The sequence below is a fragment of the Streptomyces sp. NPDC048718 genome (assembly GCF_043198875.1).
Classification (GTDB): Bacteria; Actinomycetota; Actinomycetes; order Streptomycetales; family Streptomycetaceae; genus Streptomyces.
The window spans coordinates 74,720-90,475 of the sequence record NZ_JBICVG010000017.1 but is presented as its reverse complement, the minus strand read 5'-3'; the positions used below and the strand labels follow the sequence as shown (position 1 = coordinate 90,475).

General features: G+C 74.2%; 13 protein-coding genes. 5 read left to right on the top strand and 8 right to left on the bottom strand.

The annotated features are described in order from the left end of the window. Window positions 1-5: 5 nt before the first annotated feature. The 4 genes from ACGFRB_RS27965 to ACGFRB_RS27950 all read left to right on the top strand — a co-directional run bounded on the left by ACGFRB_RS27965 (window position 6) and on the right by ACGFRB_RS27950 (window position 3,895). On the top strand, window positions 6-728 hold the full coding sequence (locus tag ACGFRB_RS27965; protein WP_393246948.1) for a TetR/AcrR family transcriptional regulator: 723 nt from the start codon (window positions 6-8) through the stop codon (window positions 726-728). Beyond that, window positions 692-2,044, top strand: a complete 1,353-nt coding sequence (locus ACGFRB_RS27960) for a HEAT repeat domain-containing protein (protein WP_393246947.1) — start codon at window positions 692-694, stop codon at window positions 2,042-2,044. Before ACGFRB_RS27965 ends, ACGFRB_RS27960 begins: the two co-directional genes overlap by 37 nt. A 19-nt stretch (window positions 2,045-2,063) precedes the next feature. Then, the gene (locus tag ACGFRB_RS27955) at window positions 2,064-2,786 is read left to right on the top strand and encodes an ArsR/SmtB family transcription factor (protein ID WP_393246945.1); all 723 of its coding nucleotides are present in this window, start codon (window positions 2,064-2,066) and stop codon (window positions 2,784-2,786) included. Between the two features lie 149 nt (window positions 2,787-2,935). Then, entirely contained in the window at window positions 2,936-3,895 is a 960-nt protein-coding gene (locus tag ACGFRB_RS27950) for a DMT family transporter (protein ID WP_393246943.1), read from the top strand. On the opposite strand, the gene ACGFRB_RS27945 is transcribed toward ACGFRB_RS27950, so the two are convergent. The 8 genes from ACGFRB_RS27945 to ACGFRB_RS27910 all read right to left on the bottom strand — a co-directional run bounded on the left by ACGFRB_RS27945 (window position 3,892) and on the right by ACGFRB_RS27910 (window position 14,221). After that, window positions 3,892-4,971, bottom strand: coding sequence for a zinc-binding dehydrogenase (locus ACGFRB_RS27945; RefSeq protein ID WP_393246941.1), 1,080 nt, complete (start codon window positions 4,969-4,971; stop codon window positions 3,892-3,894). The two genes, ACGFRB_RS27950 and ACGFRB_RS27945, sit on opposite strands and share 4 nt — an antisense overlap. 199 nt (window positions 4,972-5,170) lie before the next feature. Continuing rightward, window positions 5,171-6,562 carry an aldehyde dehydrogenase family protein gene (locus ACGFRB_RS27940; RefSeq protein ID WP_393246939.1) on the bottom strand — a complete coding sequence of 464 codons (1,392 nt, stop codon included), beginning with the start codon at window positions 6,560-6,562 and terminating at the stop codon, window positions 5,171-5,173. Window positions 6,563-7,318: 756 nt separating this feature from the next. Beyond that, the gene (locus ACGFRB_RS27935) at window positions 7,319-7,951 is read right to left on the bottom strand and encodes a class F sortase (RefSeq protein ID WP_393246938.1); all 633 of its coding nucleotides are present in this window, start codon (window positions 7,949-7,951) and stop codon (window positions 7,319-7,321) included. A 298-nt stretch (window positions 7,952-8,249) separates the two neighbouring features. Continuing rightward, window positions 8,250-8,852, bottom strand: coding sequence for a hypothetical protein (locus ACGFRB_RS27930; RefSeq protein ID WP_363008771.1), 603 nt, complete (start codon window positions 8,850-8,852; stop codon window positions 8,250-8,252). 214 nt (window positions 8,853-9,066) lie between these two features. Further along, entirely contained in the window at window positions 9,067-9,954 is an 888-nt protein-coding gene (locus ACGFRB_RS27925) for a TetR family transcriptional regulator (protein ID WP_393246936.1), read from the bottom strand. A 27-nt stretch (window positions 9,955-9,981) separates the two neighbouring features. After that, window positions 9,982-11,244, bottom strand: a complete 1,263-nt coding sequence (locus ACGFRB_RS27920; RefSeq protein ID WP_393247014.1) for a hypothetical protein — start codon at window positions 11,242-11,244, stop codon at window positions 9,982-9,984. Between the two features lie 89 nt (window positions 11,245-11,333). Continuing rightward, window positions 11,334-12,110, bottom strand: coding sequence for a hypothetical protein (locus tag ACGFRB_RS27915; protein WP_393247012.1), 777 nt, complete (start codon window positions 12,108-12,110; stop codon window positions 11,334-11,336). 59 nt (window positions 12,111-12,169) lie between these two features. Continuing rightward, window positions 12,170-14,221, bottom strand: a complete 2,052-nt coding sequence (locus ACGFRB_RS27910; RefSeq protein ID WP_393246934.1) for a right-handed parallel beta-helix repeat-containing protein — start codon at window positions 14,219-14,221, stop codon at window positions 12,170-12,172. A gap of 159 nt (window positions 14,222-14,380) precedes the next feature. Between ACGFRB_RS27910 and hmgA the strand changes: the two genes are divergently transcribed. Beyond that, window positions 14,381-15,712: a homogentisate 1,2-dioxygenase gene (hmgA, locus tag ACGFRB_RS27905; RefSeq protein ID WP_363008777.1), complete on the top strand. Its 1,332-nt coding sequence runs from the start codon at window positions 14,381-14,383 to the stop codon at window positions 15,710-15,712. Window positions 15,713-15,756 lie beyond the last annotated feature (44 nt).

Here is a 15,756-nt window from a genome sequence, read left to right as displayed (position 1 = left end):
GCGCCATGGCCCGACCGCGCAAGCCCCTCCTCAGTCGCGACCTCATCGTCGAGGCGGCGGGCGCGCTCGTGGACACCGAGGGGCTCGCCGCCCTGTCGACCCGCCGTCTCGCGGCCGAACTGGGCGTGAGCGGGCCCTCCCTCTACAACCACTTCCGCACCAAGGACGAGATCCTGGACGCGGTCGCGGACACCGTCAGCGCCAAGGTCGATCTGTCGATGTTCGCGCCGGACGACCCCCGGGACTGGCGCACGGCCCTGCACGACTGGGCCCTCTCCTACCGCGCCGCGCTCGCCCGGCACCCCCACCTCGTGCCCCTGCTCGCCCAGGGCCCCGGTCGCCGCCCGGCCGGTCTGAAGGTCGCGGACACGGTCTTCGGGGCGATGGTCCGCGCGGGCTGGCCGGCTGCCCAGGCCACGTACATCGGCGCCTTGATGCGCTACTTCGTCACCGGCTCCGCCCTCGGCTCCTTCGCCCGCGGCTTCGTCGACGACGAGACCGCGTACGACCCGGCCGACTACCCTCATCTCGGCCAGGCCCACCTGCTCGCGGAGCACCGCGAGAAGGTGGACGAGGGGGCGTTCGCGACGGGGCTGCGGGCGCTGCTCGACGGCTTGCAGACGCAGTACGACACGGGGACGGGGGACGGGTGGGGGACATCGGCGACGGCGCCGCAGGACGCGCGCCGGGCATGGGGGCGGGACTCGGGCTCGGGACGGAGCTCGTAGCGGCGGTCCGGGCGGGGGACGCGGAGGCGGTGGAGCGGCTGCTCGACGCGGGCGCCGATCCCGACACGCTCGCCGAGGACGGGCTGCCGGTGCTGTGCCTGGCGATCGACGCCTGCGCCGAGCGGGTCGCCGGTGCCCTGACGCACGCGGGCGCCGACCCGGACCGGGCGCTGCCGGACGGTACGACTCCGCTGCTGCGGGCGATCGAGAGAGGTTCCTACGGGGTCTACTCGGAGGTCCTCGGCAAGGACCCCGGCCTCCGGCTGCGCGGACCCGCCGCCGATCGGGCCCTCGCCCTGGCGCGGAACTGGTACGAGCGGCGCCTCGTGGCCCCCGGGGAGCGGACCAGAGTCCAGGACGGCGACTGGTTCGGGCACCTCGACGAACTGACCCTGGACGGGCGCTCGGTACGGGCCGGGCACGGGGCGATCCTCACCGACCTCGAATGGACACTGCGCCTCCTCACCCCCGTCGAGGAGTTGGCCGACCGGGGGGTGGCACATCCCGACCCCGATCATGTGGACTGGGGAAGCCCTCTCCGTGTTCTCTGCAAGCGGCGCAGCGTGCGGACCTGGTCGGCCGTCGCCGCGCTGCGACACCACCCGGGCCCCGCCCACCGGCGGTTCGCCGCGGACGTCCTGCGATGTCTGACGCTCTTCGAGGAGGAGGACACCACCCCCTCCTTCGAGCGGGAGACGAGCGAACTGTTCGCGGCCTGGGCGGCGGAGGAGAGCGACCCCCGGGTCCTCGCGGACGTGCTGTTCGCATGGGGGACCGAGCACGAGCACCCGGACATGGTGGCCACCGGCCTCGGCCACACCGGCCACCCGAGCCCGCTCGTCCGCGCGGCCGTACCGGACTGTCTGGACGCGAGCCCGCTCGCCCCGGCCGCCCGGGCCGCGCTCCTGACCCTGGCCCGGGACGAGGACGACTCCGTGCGCCGTAGCGCGTGTGCGGTGCTCGGCCGCCGGCACGACGGCTCCGCCGCCGTCCGGGCGTGCCTGGTCGGCCTGGCCCGGGACCCCGACGACGAGGTCCGCTGGTGTGCGGCGGAGCGCTTGTCCGAATCCGACGACCACGCGCCCGAGATCGCCGACGCACTCGCCGGACTGCTCGGCGAGGAGAGACAGCTGGTACGGGTGATCGCCGCGTATGGCCTGATGCGCCGCGACGATCCGCGCACGGTCGACGGCTACGCCCGGATCGGGCCGCCGGGGCCCGCGCTCGAACACGACCACCGCTGGTCCCGGCTGTGGGACTGGCACTGGCGGCGCGAGCAGGAGTACGGGAACACTTCGGCCGCCGCCGAACAGTGACCGCGGCATCCTTGATGGCATGGCCCCCCGACACCTCGCCGCCCTCGCCGCCCTCTTCGCCGACGAGACCCGCGCCGCCTTCCTGCTCGCGCTGCTCGACGGACGGGCCTGGACCGCCGGCGAGCTGGCCCGGCACGCGGGCGTCGCCGCCTCCACCGCGAGTGAGCACCTCGGCAAGCTGGTCGCGGGCGGGGTCCTAGCGGAGGAGCGGCAGGGACGGCACCGGTACGTACGCCTCGCCGACCCCGGCGTCGCGCACCTCGTCGAGGATCTGGCCGCCCGCTCCGAACCGGCCGTTCCCGAACCGCCGCGCGGTCTGCGGGCGGTACGCGCCGGTGAGGCGATGGCGCGCGGGCGCACCTGTTACGACCATCTCGCCGGGCGGCTCGGCATCACGCTCACCGACGCCCTGACCACGCGCGGACTGCTCCGCCAGGACACCGGGTTCGCCCTCACCGACGGCGGCCTCGCCTGGTTCGCCGACCTCGGCGTCCCGCTCGCGTCCCCCACCGGCAAGGAAGGCAAGGACGGGAAGGGACGGCGGCCGGTCGCCCGCGGCTGTCTGGACTGGACCGAGCGCCGACCGCACCTGGCCGGCCTCGCGGGCGCGGCGCTGTGCCGGCACGCGCTGGAGGCCGGGTGGTGCGTACGGATCGGGTCCGGGCGGGCGGTGAAGGTGACCGCCGACGGGGAGCGGGCCCTGGAGTCGCTGCTAGGCATCGAACCGGCGGCACTGCGCTGAACCGGGTCGTGGTCCGGGAGGGCCGGACGGGCCCGGGAAGTCCGTCGGGTGACCCGGGAGGCTCGGGCAGCCCGCCGGAACGACTCCTTCCGCCGGGCGGCCGGGACCGTACGGTGAACACCGAACGATTCCGGCCGTACCGTCGTGCCATGCCGACCACGCCGAACCGAACCTCCCGACGCGCGCTCGCCGCTGCCGCGGTCACCGTCGTCCTGTGGGCCTCCGCCTTCGTCTCCATCCGCAGCGCGGGAGCCACCTACTCCCCCGGCGCCCTCGCGCTCGGCCGGCTGCTCGCCGGATCGCTCGTCCTCGGGACCGTCCTGCTGATCCGGCGCGAGGGGCTGCCGCCCCGGGCCGCCTGGCGCGGCATCGGCATATCCGGGCTCTTGTGGTTCGGGGCGTACATGGTGGTGCTCAACTGGGGTGAGCAGGAGGTCGACGCGGGCACGGCCGCGATGGTCGTGAACATCGGCCCGATTCTGATCGCCCTGCTCGGCGCCAAGGTGCTCGGCGAGACGCTGCCGCCCCGGCTGCTCGCGGGCATGGCGGTGTCCTTCGCGGGCGCGATCGCCGTCGGGCTCTCGATGTCGGGCGGATCGGGCGGCGGGCACGCCTCCGTCCTGGGCGTGGTGCTGTGTCTGCTGGCGGCGATGGCGTACGCGGGCGGGGTGGTCTCCCAGAAGCCGGCGCTCGCGCACGGCAGCGCGCTCCAGGTGACGACGTTCGGCTGTCTGGTCGGCACGGTGGCGTGTCTGCCGTTCGCCGGACAGCTCGTCGAGGAGGCGGGCCGGGCACCGCTGTCCGCGACCCTGAACATGGTCTACCTCGGCGTCTTCCCGACCGCGCTGGCCTTCACCACCTGGGCCTACGCCCTGGCCCGGACGACGGCGGGCCGGATGGGCGCGACGACGTACGCCGTACCCGCCCTGGTGGTGCTGCTGGCCTGGCTGTTCCTCGGCGAGCTGCCGGGGCCGCTCACGCTGGCCGGCGGCGCGCTGTGCCTGGCGGGCGTGGCGGTGTCCCGCTCCCGGCCGAGGGCCGCCGTGACGGCCGCCGCCCCGGCCGGGTCCGCGGGGCGCGAGACCGTACAGCGGCGCGAGACCGTCTAGAAGACGACGAGCGCACGGCCGCCCTTGCCCGCCCTCATGGCGTCGAAGGCGGCCGGGATGTCGTCCAGGGTGATCCGGTCGGTGACCAGGGAGCCCGGGTCGAGGCGGCCCGCGCGGATGTTCTCGGCGAGAACCGGAAGGTCGCGGGCCGGATCGGAGTTTCCGTAGACGCAGCCGGACAGGGTGCGGCCCCAGTGGAAGATCTCCAGGGCGTTGAAGGAGACCTGCTGGTCCTTGCCGCCGATGCCGACGACCGTGGTGCGCCCGCCGCGCCGGGTGGACTCCCAGGCGGCCCGGATGGTGGCGGCGCGGCCGACGCATTCGAGGGCCACGTCGACGCCGTGGCCGCCGGTCAGTTTCCGGATGTCCTTGGCGGTGGTGTCGGAGGCGACGACGTACGCGGTGGCTCCGGCGGCCCGGGCCAGGGCCTCCTTCTCGGGCGAGACGTCGACGGCGACGATGGCCGAGGCCCCGGCGGCGCGGGCGGCCTGGAGGGTCGCGAGACCGACCCCGCCGACGCCGAACACCGCGACGGTCTCGCCCGCCCGGACCCGGGCGGAGTGGTGGACGGCGCCCCAGCCGGTGAGGACGGCGCAGCCGAGCAGGGCGGCCTCGGTGAGCGGTACGCCCTCGGGCGCGGGCAGGACGCAGCCGGCCGCGACGACGGTCTCCTCGGCGAAGGCGGCGACGTTGAGGCCCGGGTGGAGTTCGGTGCCGTCCTCGGTGCGGGCGTGGACGGCGGCGGCGCCGGACAGCGCGTCGAGGCAGAGCCATACCTCGCCGAGCGAGCAGGGGTGGCAGCGGCCGCAGGACGGCGCCCAGTTGAGGACGACGCCGTCGCCGGGGGCCACATGGGTGACACCCTCGCCGACGGCGACGACCGTGCCGGCGCCCTCGTGTCCGAGGACGGCGGGGACGGGGACCCGCAGGGTGCCGTCGGACAGCGACAGGTCGGAGTGGCAGACCCCGGCGGCGGCGAGCCGGACCCGTACCCGACCGGGTCCGGGGGCGGGCAGTTCGATGCCGGTGACCTCCAGCGGAGAACCGACGGCGGGCAGAACGGCGGCACGGATCACGCGGGTGTCTCCTCGGGTGTCGAAACGCGCGTACGGAGAGCGCCGGGCCGGCCGGGGACGGGCCCCGCCGGTCCCGGGACCGGCGCCCGGAACGGGGATCCCGCAGCGGGGTTCGCGGCGGGATCCCGGTCGTGCGGCCCGGATCCGGGCCCCGGCCCCCACCGCCAACGGGCGGGCCCGGGGGCTCGGGGATCCGGGGTCAGAACTGGAGGGACTTGGTCTGGAGGTACTCGGCCAGACCATGGACGCCGAACTCGCGGCCGACGCCGGACTGCTTCCAGCCGCCGAACGGGGCCAGCGGGTTGAACCGGCCGCCGTTGATGTCGACCTGGCCGGTCTCCATCCGGCGGGCGAAGGCGACGGCCTCCTCCTGTTCACCCCAGACCGCGCCGGCGAGCCCGTACACGGTGCCGTTGGCGAGTGCGAGGGCGTGGTCCTCGTCCTCGTACCGGAGGATCGACACGACCGGGCCGAAGATCTCCTCCTGGGCGATGGTCATGTCCGGGGTGACGTCGGCGAAGACGGTGGGGGCGACGAAGTAGCCGGTCTCGCACGGGGCTTCGGGGCCGCCGGCGACGAGTCGGGCGCCCTCGGCGACGCCCTGCTCGATGTAGCCGCGGACCCGGTCGCGCTGCCGGGCGCTGACGAGCGGGCCGATGCGTTCGCCCGGGACGTACTTGGCGGCGGCCGTGACGGCGAGCTCCACCGCCTCGTCGTACTGGTCGGTGTGCACGAGCATCCGGGTCCAGGCGCTGCACGTCTGGCCGGAGTTGGCCATGACGTTGGCGACGCCCACGGCGACGGCCCTGCCGAGGTCGGCGCCGGGCAGGATGACATTGGCGGACTTGCCGCCGAGTTCGAGGGCGACACGTTTGACGGCGCCCCCGGCGAGCGCGCCGATGGCGCGGCCGACGGCGGTGGAGCCGGTGAAGGAGACCAGGCCCACATCGGGGTGCTCGGCGAGGGCCTGCCCCGCGACCGGGCCGAGTCCGGTGACGAGGTTGAACACCCCGGCCGGCACACCCGCGTCGTGGACGGCCTCGGCGAAGAGCTGGGCGGTCAGCGGCGTGTCCTCGGCGGGCTTGAGGACGAGGGTGCAGCCGGCGGCGAGGGCCGGGGCGACCTTGGCGACGATCTGGTGGAGCGGGTAGTTCCAGGGGGTGATGGCGGCGACGACACCGACCGGCTCGGAGTAGACCGTGGAGTTGCCGACCTTCTCCTCGAAGGGGTGGGTGGCGGCGAGTTCGGCGTACGAGCCGGCGACCGTGACCGGCAGGGCGGCGTGCACCCCGGCGGCGAGCCGGGGCGGGGCGCCCAGTTCGGTGGTGACCGTGGCGGCGATCTCCTCGGCGCGGGCGGCGAGCGCGTCGCGGAGCGCGGTGAGCCGGGCGGCCCGCTCGGCGGGCGGGGTGGCCGCCCAGCCGGGCAGCGCGGCGCGGGCGGCCCGTACGGCGGCGTTCACGTCCTCGGCGGTCCCGGCCGGGACATGGGCGACGACCTGTTCGGTCCACGGATCGATCACGGCGATCGTCTCCGGGGAGGCGGGCGCGCGCCACTCTCCGCCGATGTACATCGCGTCGTGGACCTTCATCCGCTCGCTCCTTGCCTTCACCGCTTGTCTCGGGTCCGCGGGTCCGCGAACCCGCCGGCCCAAACTAGCGCCGTTAGTTTTCGTGCGCCAGGGCCCTTCGCGCGCGGCGCCGGGACGCACGGGCCCGGGGCGCGGGAGGGGGCGCCGGGGCGCGGGGTCCGAAGCGGCGGGTCCGGGGGCTGAGGATGTCGGGTCCGGAGACGCCGGATTGCGACGGCCCGGTCTGGGGGGCCGAGCCCTGGCAGGTCAGGACCGGGGTCCGGAAACGTCGGACGTCGGGGCGTGGCGGCAGGGTGCGCCGCGCCCCGGCGCGCGGCCGCGCGAGGCGGATCGGCCCGGCCCCCGGACGGCAGGCCGGCGGACCGGCCGGCCACGGAGGGGTCCGGTGCGGGAGCGGATGTCCGCGCCGAACCCCTCCGCCGCCGTCCTGGGGCGAGCACACCCGGATGCGGGAGCGATCCCGAGGAGGAGGCGGGAACACCCCGTACCGGGCGAGGACGGACCGCACGTCACATGGCAGGGCGGAGCGGCCCGTACAGCGGACCGGACGGGCACCCGCAGGGGGCGCGGGCTCCTTCCGGCTCCTTGGCCATCCTGCGTGCCGGGCCCGTGGAAGCGGAAGCACCTGGCAAGTTCTCGCCACACCGGGCACGCCGTACGGGCGGACCGGCAGGACCAGGAGGCCAGAGGGAAAGGGGAGGGACAGAAAGGAAGGGGGCGAGGGCTGGTCGGGTTGGGTCGGGGCGTGAGGCGGGGTCAGATCTGGCGGTCCACGCCGGTGAGATGGGCGAAGACCACGAGGTTGGAGGCGTAGCCGTGCTTGCGGTCGAACGGTCCGCCGCAGGTGAGCAGGCGCAGTTCGGCCCGGTCGGAGGGGCCGTACACCTCACTGTCGGGGAAGGTCGCCTTGTCGTACGTACGAACCTTGTCGACCGTGAAGACGGCGACGCGGCCGTCGTCGCGGGCGATCCGGACCGTGTTGCCGGGGTTGAGCACGTTGAGGTTGAGGAAGATCGCCGGCCCGGTCCGGGTGTCGCGGTGGCCGACCATGACGGCGGTGCCGCGTTCGCCGGGGGTGACGCCCTTCGCGTACCAGCCGACGACCCGGGGGTTGTCGACGGGCGGGACCGCGAGCCGCCCGGAGGCGTCGAGGTCCAGTCCGACGACCGGCGCCTGGATGGTGATCGCGGGGACGGCGAGGGCGGTGGGCCGGGAGGGCTTCAGCGGTGCGAGTGGCGGCCGGGGCTTGACCTGCGGCGCCACGACGGGGCGGGCCGCGACCGGCGCCGCCACGCCGTGGCCGACCGGCGCCGCGGCGAGCACGGGGGTGGGCGGCGGTTGGTCGTCCGCCGCCCACCACACCCCGCCGACGACCAGGGACACCGTCACGAGGAGAGTGCGGGCGAGCCGCCGGGTGCGACGGAGCCGACGCTTCCGGCGGACGGCGGCACCACCGCGCGGGGCGACCCCGCGCGGGTGGCCCTGTCGCGGGCCCGTCCCGCGCGGACGCCCCTCGTGACGCGGATGCCGCTCGTGACGCGGGTGTCCCTCGTACGGGTACCGCGCGTACGGGCGCCGCTCGTACGAGGACCGCTCAGACGGGGACGCGACCGCGACCCGGCCGGTGGACGCCGTCCCGGAGACCACGGCCCGGCCGGCGGACGCCATCCCGCGCGGGGGAACGGACCTACGCGACGCCATCGCTGCGGCGGCGCGAGCGGCGGACGAGAATCAGGCCCGCGGTACCCGCGAGCGCCGCGACGACGGCCGATCCGACCCCGAAGGCGGTGCCGTCCGCGGAGGCCGCGACCATCTCGGCCGATCCGCCGCCGCCCGCGCCGACCGGGCCGTGGGGCGGCCTGCCGCCGCCCGGGTGGTTGCCGGTGCAGTCGACCGTGAAGACCTTGTGCTTGGCGACGCCGGTCTCGCCCAGGAACTTCCAGGTGAGCTGGTAGGTACCGTTCGGGAGCATGAGGTCGTTGGTGTGCCCGATGCCGACCGAGAGGTTGATCGAGCCGCTGAGGCTCGGCGTGGCCGACTTCGCCGGCTGCGGCGAGATCTCCCAGTCCACCAGCGCGAGGGTGTCGAAGTTGAAGGCGTCGAGGTAGAACCGGCAGACCTTGGTCTCGTCACTCAGGGAACCGACGGCGGTACCCGACAGATGGATCTTGACGTCACCGTTGTCGCCGGGGGCGGCGAAGGCCGCGGGCGCACTCGTCAGGGCCAGTGAACCGACGGCGAGCGCGGTCACGGCGGTGGACAGCAGGGGGCGGAGAGCCGGGGCAATCATGCGGGATTCCTCCAGTCGTACCGATACCGAACCTATTGGCCGATAATCTGACTATTGGTCATCCCTTGACTACGCAGGGTGGCAACAAGCCGTGTCGCCCTCCGACTTCCACCCATCCGGCCCTGAGTCCACCCTCCGAGCCCTCCCCGCGACCCCCTCGGGGGCGGGCGCTCGGGGTACGGGTTCGGGGCTACGCGCTGAGGGGCGCGCGAGGTCAGCGGGCGCCGCCGGGGCGGCCCAGCGCGGGAGCCAGATAGGCATGCAGGAGGGCGCGGGTCTCGGCGACGAGCTCCGGGTCACCGGAGGGGTCGGCACGGAAGGCGAGCCGGAGCAGGGCGTCGGTGGCCTCGACGCAGACCAGCACCTTGCGGCGCAGGGTGTCGTCGACGGGCCGGCCGAGGGGGCCGGCGATCAGCCCGCAGATACGGGCGGCGACCAGGGGGTTGGGGCTCTCGCCGGGGAGTTCCGGCTCCACCTGCCCACAGGGGGCGTCCGCGACATCCGGAACGCCCTCGGCACCTCCGACACCCCCGGCGTCCGTGGCGTCCGCAGGGGCACAGGGGCCCGGGACGCCGAAGTCGACGAGGCCGAAGCCGGGCACGGTGCGCTTCATCGCGAGGTACGCGTCAAGGACGGCGTCGATGACCTGGGCGGCGTCGGCGCCGTCATTCGGGACCCCCTCATTCGAACCGCTCCCGCTCCCGCCTGAAGCACCTTCACCCGAGGCCCCGTCAGCCTGGCCGCCGACCGGGGCGTCGGCCGGCGCGGCCGGGAGCGCGGCGAGGCCTGCGGCGACGCGGGCCGCGTAGTGGTCGAGGTTGCGGTGGGCGAGGGCGGCGACCATGGCCCGTTTGTTGCCGAAGAAGCGGTAGACCGATCCGATCGGGACACCCGCGCGGGCCGCGACGGCGCGGGTGCTCAACTGCTCGTACCCGGTCTCGTCGAGGAGTTCGGCGCACGCGTCGAGGATGCGGGTGAGGCGTTCGGCGCTGCGCCGCTGGACCGGGGCGCGCCGGAGCGCGGGCCCCGTCGCCGGGCGCGGGGCGGGCGACTGCGGAACGGGCGGCTGCGGGGCGAGCGGGCGCGGGCTGGACTGGGGCACGGGACCATCATGCCGTTCCGGCCGGGCTCAGGCGATGAGCAGGCCGATGCCGCCGAGGGTGTACGCGATCATCAGCGCGAACAGCGGAAGGCCGCACGCCACGGACCGTTCGGGCGGGAACAGCCGGACGGAGCGATCGTGCGCGGCCACCACACCGAGGACGTGCCCGGTGACGATCGCGACGACCTGGAGGGTGGCGAGGCCCCCGGGACCCAGGGGCAGAGCGGGCGCGGGGGCGTTGTCAGTGCCGAGTGCCATCATGACGGTGCGTGGCGATTCGATGACGAAGAGCGAGAAGTAGTGGGCGACGAGGTAGCCGAGGGCGATGGGCAGCAGGGAGTGGGCGAAGGAGGTGAGCGGGGCGTCGAGTGCGCGGTCGAAGAGCCGGAGGACGCCGGTGCACAGGGTGTAGAGCGCGGCGACCAGAAGGACGGCGGCGAGCAGGCCGAGCGTGGCGGTGGCGGTGCGGCCGAGGGATGAGGTCTGCAGGGTGGTGATCCAGCGGGGGCTGTCGGAGAAACCGTCGTAGGCGGTGGAACCGAGGAGGACGCTGACGGTGGCGACGAGGCCGGGCGTGGGCGGGGTGGCGTCGAGGCTGTCGAAGGGGGAGCGCACGACGAGCCGGCCGTCGGCGCGGCGGCCGAGCGGGGAAAGCCGGGCGAGCAGGGAGGAGTAGGCCTCGAAGGGGTCGGCGTGGTCGAACCAGGCGGGCCCGTACCGGGCGGCGCCGAGAAGTCCGACGGCCGTGTGGACGGCGAGGGCGGCGAGGAGGACGGGGGCGGTGACGTTGTCGGGGGCGACGAGTTCGAGCCAGGTGAAGAGAAGGAGTCCGGCGGCCGCGGGCCGGATGCCGAGCCGGGACGGCAGTGGGCGGGGCGCGCTCCGGGCGGGCAGCAGGGCGGACAGGGTGCGCAGGGGGTTGAGGAGGCGCCAGACGGGGCCGAGGAGAACGGAGGCGGGGACGAGGCCGACCCAGAACAGGACGTAGACGGCGCCGGGTGCGGGGTTGCGGTCCGGATCGTCGGGGCCGAGGAGGAGGTACAGGACGAGGGCGAGGCCGGCGGCGGCGCCGAGCGATCGGAGGGCGGTGCGGGTGGCGGGGGCGTCGGCGAGGCGCTGCACGGCGCCGGGAAGCGGACGGCCCGCCAGGTCGCCGCGGAAGCGGGAAGCGGACCAGAGCAGGCCGAGCGAGAGGAAGGAGACGAAGAGCGCGGCGAAGGCGCCGGCGTACGCGTAGAAGGGCGGGAGCGGCAGATCGTGCCGGGCGCCCACGCCATGGGCGAGCGGCATGGACAGCGGCGCCGCCGGGGGCAGGGGCAGGGGCAGGGGCAGGGGCAGGGGCAGGGGCAGGGGCGCGGCCAGGAGAACGGCGGGCGGTGTCATCTGACGACCAGTTGCGTGAGGACGAGTGCGGAGGTGTGGGTCTCGACCTCGAACAGGCCGGTGCGGTCGGCGGTCAGGGTGAGGGTGGCGGTCCGGCCGGGCGACAGGGACAGTTCACGGTCGTAGCCGTGCACGTGCAGGGTGTCGGCGCGGTCGCTGGTCACCCGGAGGGTGAGGAGTTCACCCTTCTTCAGTTCGATGCGGGAAGGGGGTGGTTGTACGGAGCCGTCGGTGATGGTGATGTCGACGGTACGGCCGCTCGGGGTGGCGGACGTGGGTACGTGCGTGAGCGTGAGCGTGGGCGTGCCCGGGCTCGCGTCCGGCGCTCCGGCGCCCAGGCGGGCGGTGGTCTCGACGGGACGGCCGGCGACGGCCCAGACGGTGTGGTCGTCGGCGAAGAGCCGCGCGGTGAGGGCGCGGGCACCGGCCGGGACATGGGCCCAGGGTCCGTAGGCGCGGGCGATCTCGCGGCCGCCGAGGAGGAGGCGGGCGTAGCCACGGCCCGGCAGGGCGGCGTCGCCGGTGGTCTCGGGGGTGAACTGGAACCTCTCCACCAGGAGGTGGACGTTCCAGCCGCCGTCGCTGTCGGGCCGGGTCTCGACCCGGACGGCGGGCGCGCCGGACGCGGGCACCTCTCGCAGGCGGTGCCCGGTGCCGTCCCGGGCGTCGAGCAGGGCGCCCGCGCCGCCGGTCGCCTCCTGGTGGCTGGTGCCGGGCTTGTGGTGGGTGGTGGGGCGCCCGCCGCAGCCGGTGACGAGGACCGCGCCGAGCATGAGCGCGAACAGCGCGGCCCCCGCCCGGCGCCGACGGCCGGCGCCCACCCGCCCGGCGTTCACGCGGCGCTCCCCGCCGGATCGGGGGACGGGGCGGGACGGCGGCGGGCGCCGGTCACCACGACGGCCCAGAGCACCCACACCACACCGAGCAGTCCGCGCACCCACGCCGGGCCGACGGGTATCCAGGGGATCATCAGGACCGCCTTGTCGAACGCGTCGAGAAGGGTCAGGGCGCCGAGGGCGATCGTGGTCCAGGCGAAGGCGGGGCGGCGTGGGAGGCGGGTGCGCAGGGCGAGGCCGAGGCCGGTCCACGCGAGGCCCGTCAGGAGCAGGGCCAGGGCGGGCAGCGGGGTGGGGGTGAGCGAGCGGGTGGAGGCGGCCACGTCGAGGGCCAGTCCGAGCAGGCCCAGCAGGGCCGCCGTGCCCGCGAGCCGGCTGCCGCGCAGCCGGCGCCGCCACAGCACGGTGCCGACCAGGGTGAGGACCGCCGCGACGCCGAGGGCGAGCTGGGTCTCGACGCGCCGGATGCCGTGGGCGCCGTACCAGTCGCATCCGGCGGGCAGCCGGCGGGCCCGGACGTCGTAGTCGGCGCAGACGAGGAGCTGGGCGAGTTTGACGGGTTCGCCGACGAGGCGGCCGGTGCCACCGGTGACGTCGCCGCGCCGCGGGCCGCAGACGGGCAGTGTGTACGGGGTGGTGGTGCCGGTGTCGGACTGCCAGCAGTTGCCGCTCCCCTGGCCGTCCCACCACACGTCGGTGCGGTTCGGCCGTGCGTGGCCGGCCCGGTCGACGCCCAGGTGGTTGCCGGCGTACCGGTTGTGGTGCGAGGTGTCGGCCTGCTTGCCCCAGGCGGATTCGCCGCGGATGAAGGCGGGGACGGCGCTGAGGAAGACGCCGGCGCGCCGGTGACCGTAGATCCAGTTGTTCTCGTAGAGGTTCCAGTTGCCGCCCGCGGTGATGATGCCGGTGCCGGGCGGCATGGAGATCTGGGGGCAGACGACCCCTTGTTCGTAGCCCCGGTCGACCGGGGGCCGGGCACAGGTGCCGTCGGCGACGTACGGGTAGTAGTCCTCGTTGTTGTCGTGGATCAGGTTCCGTTCGAAGCGGGCGTGGTTCTGCGGGAGGCCGGGGTGGCCGGGGAAGGCGGAGTCCATGGAGGCGCCGCCCATGTTGTGGTCGAACTCGTTGTCGTGGACGTAGACGGAGTCTCCGGCGGTGCCGCTGTAGCCGACCATGTTGTGGTGGCTGTGGCAGCCGGTGATCTCGATGGAGTGGCGGGGGACGTCGTAGCCGCGGCCGTCGTTGATGTCGGAGGCCGAGCCGGGGTAGATGCCGGAGTCGCCGTTGCCGTAGGACTCGCAGTTCTTGTAGAGGCCGTGGTCGGAGGCGAAGGTGAGGAAGCCGTACTCGTCGTTCCAGCGGGTGAGGACGTCGTCGATGACGAATCCGTCGCTCGCGAGGACGTAGAGCGAGTTGAAGGTGGTGCGCTGGGCGGTGAAGTTGCGGAAGTAGACGCCGTCGGAGGAGTCGGCGCGCAGGGCGTTGAGCTTGGCGTACCGGGCGTCGACGACGACGTCGAGCCGGGAGGCGCCGGTGCCCTCGATCTGGAGGTCCTTCTTGCCGAGGATGGCGACCAGGTTCTGGTTGTGCGGGCACTGCCGCTGCTGCGCGTAGCTGAGGATCTGGTAGCCGAGCGCCGAGCGGGGCGCCTTGAGCGCGGCGCACGCGCCGGTGGGCGCGGGCAGGGACGGCTCCTCCTCGTACAGTCCGGGCAGCATCGCGATGGTCATGCCGGGGCGGTCGACGGCGTCGACGGCCTGCTGGAGATGGCGGTAGCCCTGCCGGACGCAGCGGTCGAACAGCGCGAGGTTACGGGCCTTCAGGGCGGCCGGGAAGCCGGCCACCCGACGTTCGAAGGCGGCCCGGCCGGTCTTGCACACGAGCAGATCGGGCTCGCCGGTGTGCGCCGCGGGGACGCTGCCGGAGCCGTCGGGCAGGGTGACGGGCCGCTCCTCGTGCGCCTGGGCGGCGGGGGCGGTGGACAGGGCGGTGGCGAGCACCGTGAGCACGGCCGAGAGCGCGAGAACGAACCGTCGGGTCCATGACATGGCGCGAGAGTAGAGCACCGCTCATCTTTTGGAACCCCCCGTGCAGCCGCCACGTCCCAACGAACCCGGTGGAGATACGCGATTTCCGTTGACGCGAGGGGGAGCCGAATCCTACGGTCATACATAGGATTGTTGTGAGCGTCAGGACAGGAGCACACGATGCACGCGCTGAACGCGGAAGCGGCGGGAAAGATCGCCGACGCGCTGACCTACAGCACGGGATTCGGCAACGAGCACACCACCGAAGCCGTTCCCGGTGCCCTCCCCGAAGGCCGCAACGCGCCGCAGCGGGCTCCGCTCGGGCTGCACGCCGAGCAGCTGAGCGGCAGCGCCTTCACCGAGCCAAGGGCCTACAACCGGCGCTCGTGGCTCTACCGGATCCGCCCCTCGGCCGCGCATCCGCCGTTCGTCCGGATCGACAACGGCACCGTGCGCAGCGCGCCGTTCACCGAGACCGTGCCCGACCCCAACCGGCTGCGCTGGAACCCGCTGCCGGAGCCGGCCCCCGGTACGGACTGGCTGGCCGGCCTGTGGACGCTCGGCGGCAACGGCGACGCGACCCAGCGCAGCGGCATGGCCGTGCATCTCTACCACGCGAACGCGCCCATGGAGCGGGTGTTCAGCGACGCCGACGGCGAGCTGCTGATCGTCCCCGAGCGCGGCGGTCTGCTGCTGCGCACCGAACTCGGCCTGCTCGCCGCCCGCCCCGGCGAGGTCGCGCTGATCCCGCGCGGGGTCCGCTTCCGGGTCGAACTCCTCGACGCGACCGCCCGAGGCTATGTCTGCGAGAACTACGGCGCCCCGTTCCAGCTCCCCGACCTCGGCCCGATCGGCGCCAACGGCCTGGCGAACGCCCGTGACTTCCGGGCCCCCGTGGCGGCCTACGAGGACTACGAGGGCCCGGTCGAGGTGATCAACAAGTACTGCGGCAACCTGTGGTCCGCGACCTACGGCCACTCCCCGCTCGACGTCGTCGCCTGGCACGGCACCCACACGCCGTACGTCTACGACCTGCACCGCTTCAATGTCATCGGATCGATCTCCTATGACCACCCGGACCCGTCGATCTTCACGGTGCTGACCGCCCCGTCCGACACCCCCGGTGTCGCCGGCGTCGACTTCGTGGTCTTCGCCCCGCGCTGGCTGGTCGGCGAGGACACCTTCCGTCCCCCGTACTTCCACCGCAATGTGATGAGCGAGTACATGGGCCTGATCGACGGGGCCTACGACGCCAAGTCCGCCGGCGAGGGAGGTTTCGTGCCGGGCGGCGGCTCGCTGCACAACATGATGTCGGCGCACGGTCCCGACCAGGAGACCTTCGACAAGGCCAGCGCCGCCGAGCTCGTCCCGCAGAAGATCGACGACGGTCTTGCCTTCATGTTCGAGACCCGCTGGCCGGTGCACCCGACGGCCCAGGCCGCCGGGGCCGACCACCTGCAGCAGGGCTACGACGACGTATGGCAGGGTCTTGAGCGCCACTTCCGGCCGTGACCGTCACCCCACCCGGTGACCGGTGACCGGCCACCGGGTGGTGC

Coding starts and splice junctions, on each gene's coding strand:
- ACGFRB_RS27965 (WP_393246948.1), top strand. CDS start 6: ATGGCCCGACCGCGCAAGCCCCTCCTCAGTCGCGACCTCATCGTCGAG.
- ACGFRB_RS27960 (WP_393246947.1), top strand. CDS start 692: ATGGGGGCGGGACTCGGGCTCGGGACGGAGCTCGTAGCGGCGGTCCGG.
- ACGFRB_RS27955 (WP_393246945.1), top strand. CDS start 2,064: ATGGCCCCCCGACACCTCGCCGCCCTCGCCGCCCTCTTCGCCGACGAG.
- ACGFRB_RS27950 (WP_393246943.1), top strand. CDS start 2,936: ATGCCGACCACGCCGAACCGAACCTCCCGACGCGCGCTCGCCGCTGCC.
- ACGFRB_RS27940 (WP_393246939.1), bottom strand. CDS start 6,562: ATGAAGGTCCACGACGCGATGTACATCGGCGGAGAGTGGCGCGCGCCC.
- ACGFRB_RS27930 (WP_363008771.1), bottom strand. CDS start 8,852: ATGATTGCCCCGGCTCTCCGCCCCCTGCTGTCCACCGCCGTGACCGCG.
- ACGFRB_RS27920 (WP_393247014.1), bottom strand. CDS start 11,244: ATGCCGCTCGCCCATGGCGTGGGCGCCCGGCACGATCTGCCGCTCCCG.
- ACGFRB_RS27915 (WP_393247012.1), bottom strand. CDS start 12,110: ATGCTCGGCGCGGTCCTCGTCACCGGCTGCGGCGGGCGCCCCACCACC.
- ACGFRB_RS27910 (WP_393246934.1), bottom strand. CDS start 14,221: ATGTCATGGACCCGACGGTTCGTTCTCGCGCTCTCGGCCGTGCTCACG.
- hmgA (WP_363008777.1), top strand. CDS start 14,381: ATGCACGCGCTGAACGCGGAAGCGGCGGGAAAGATCGCCGACGCGCTG.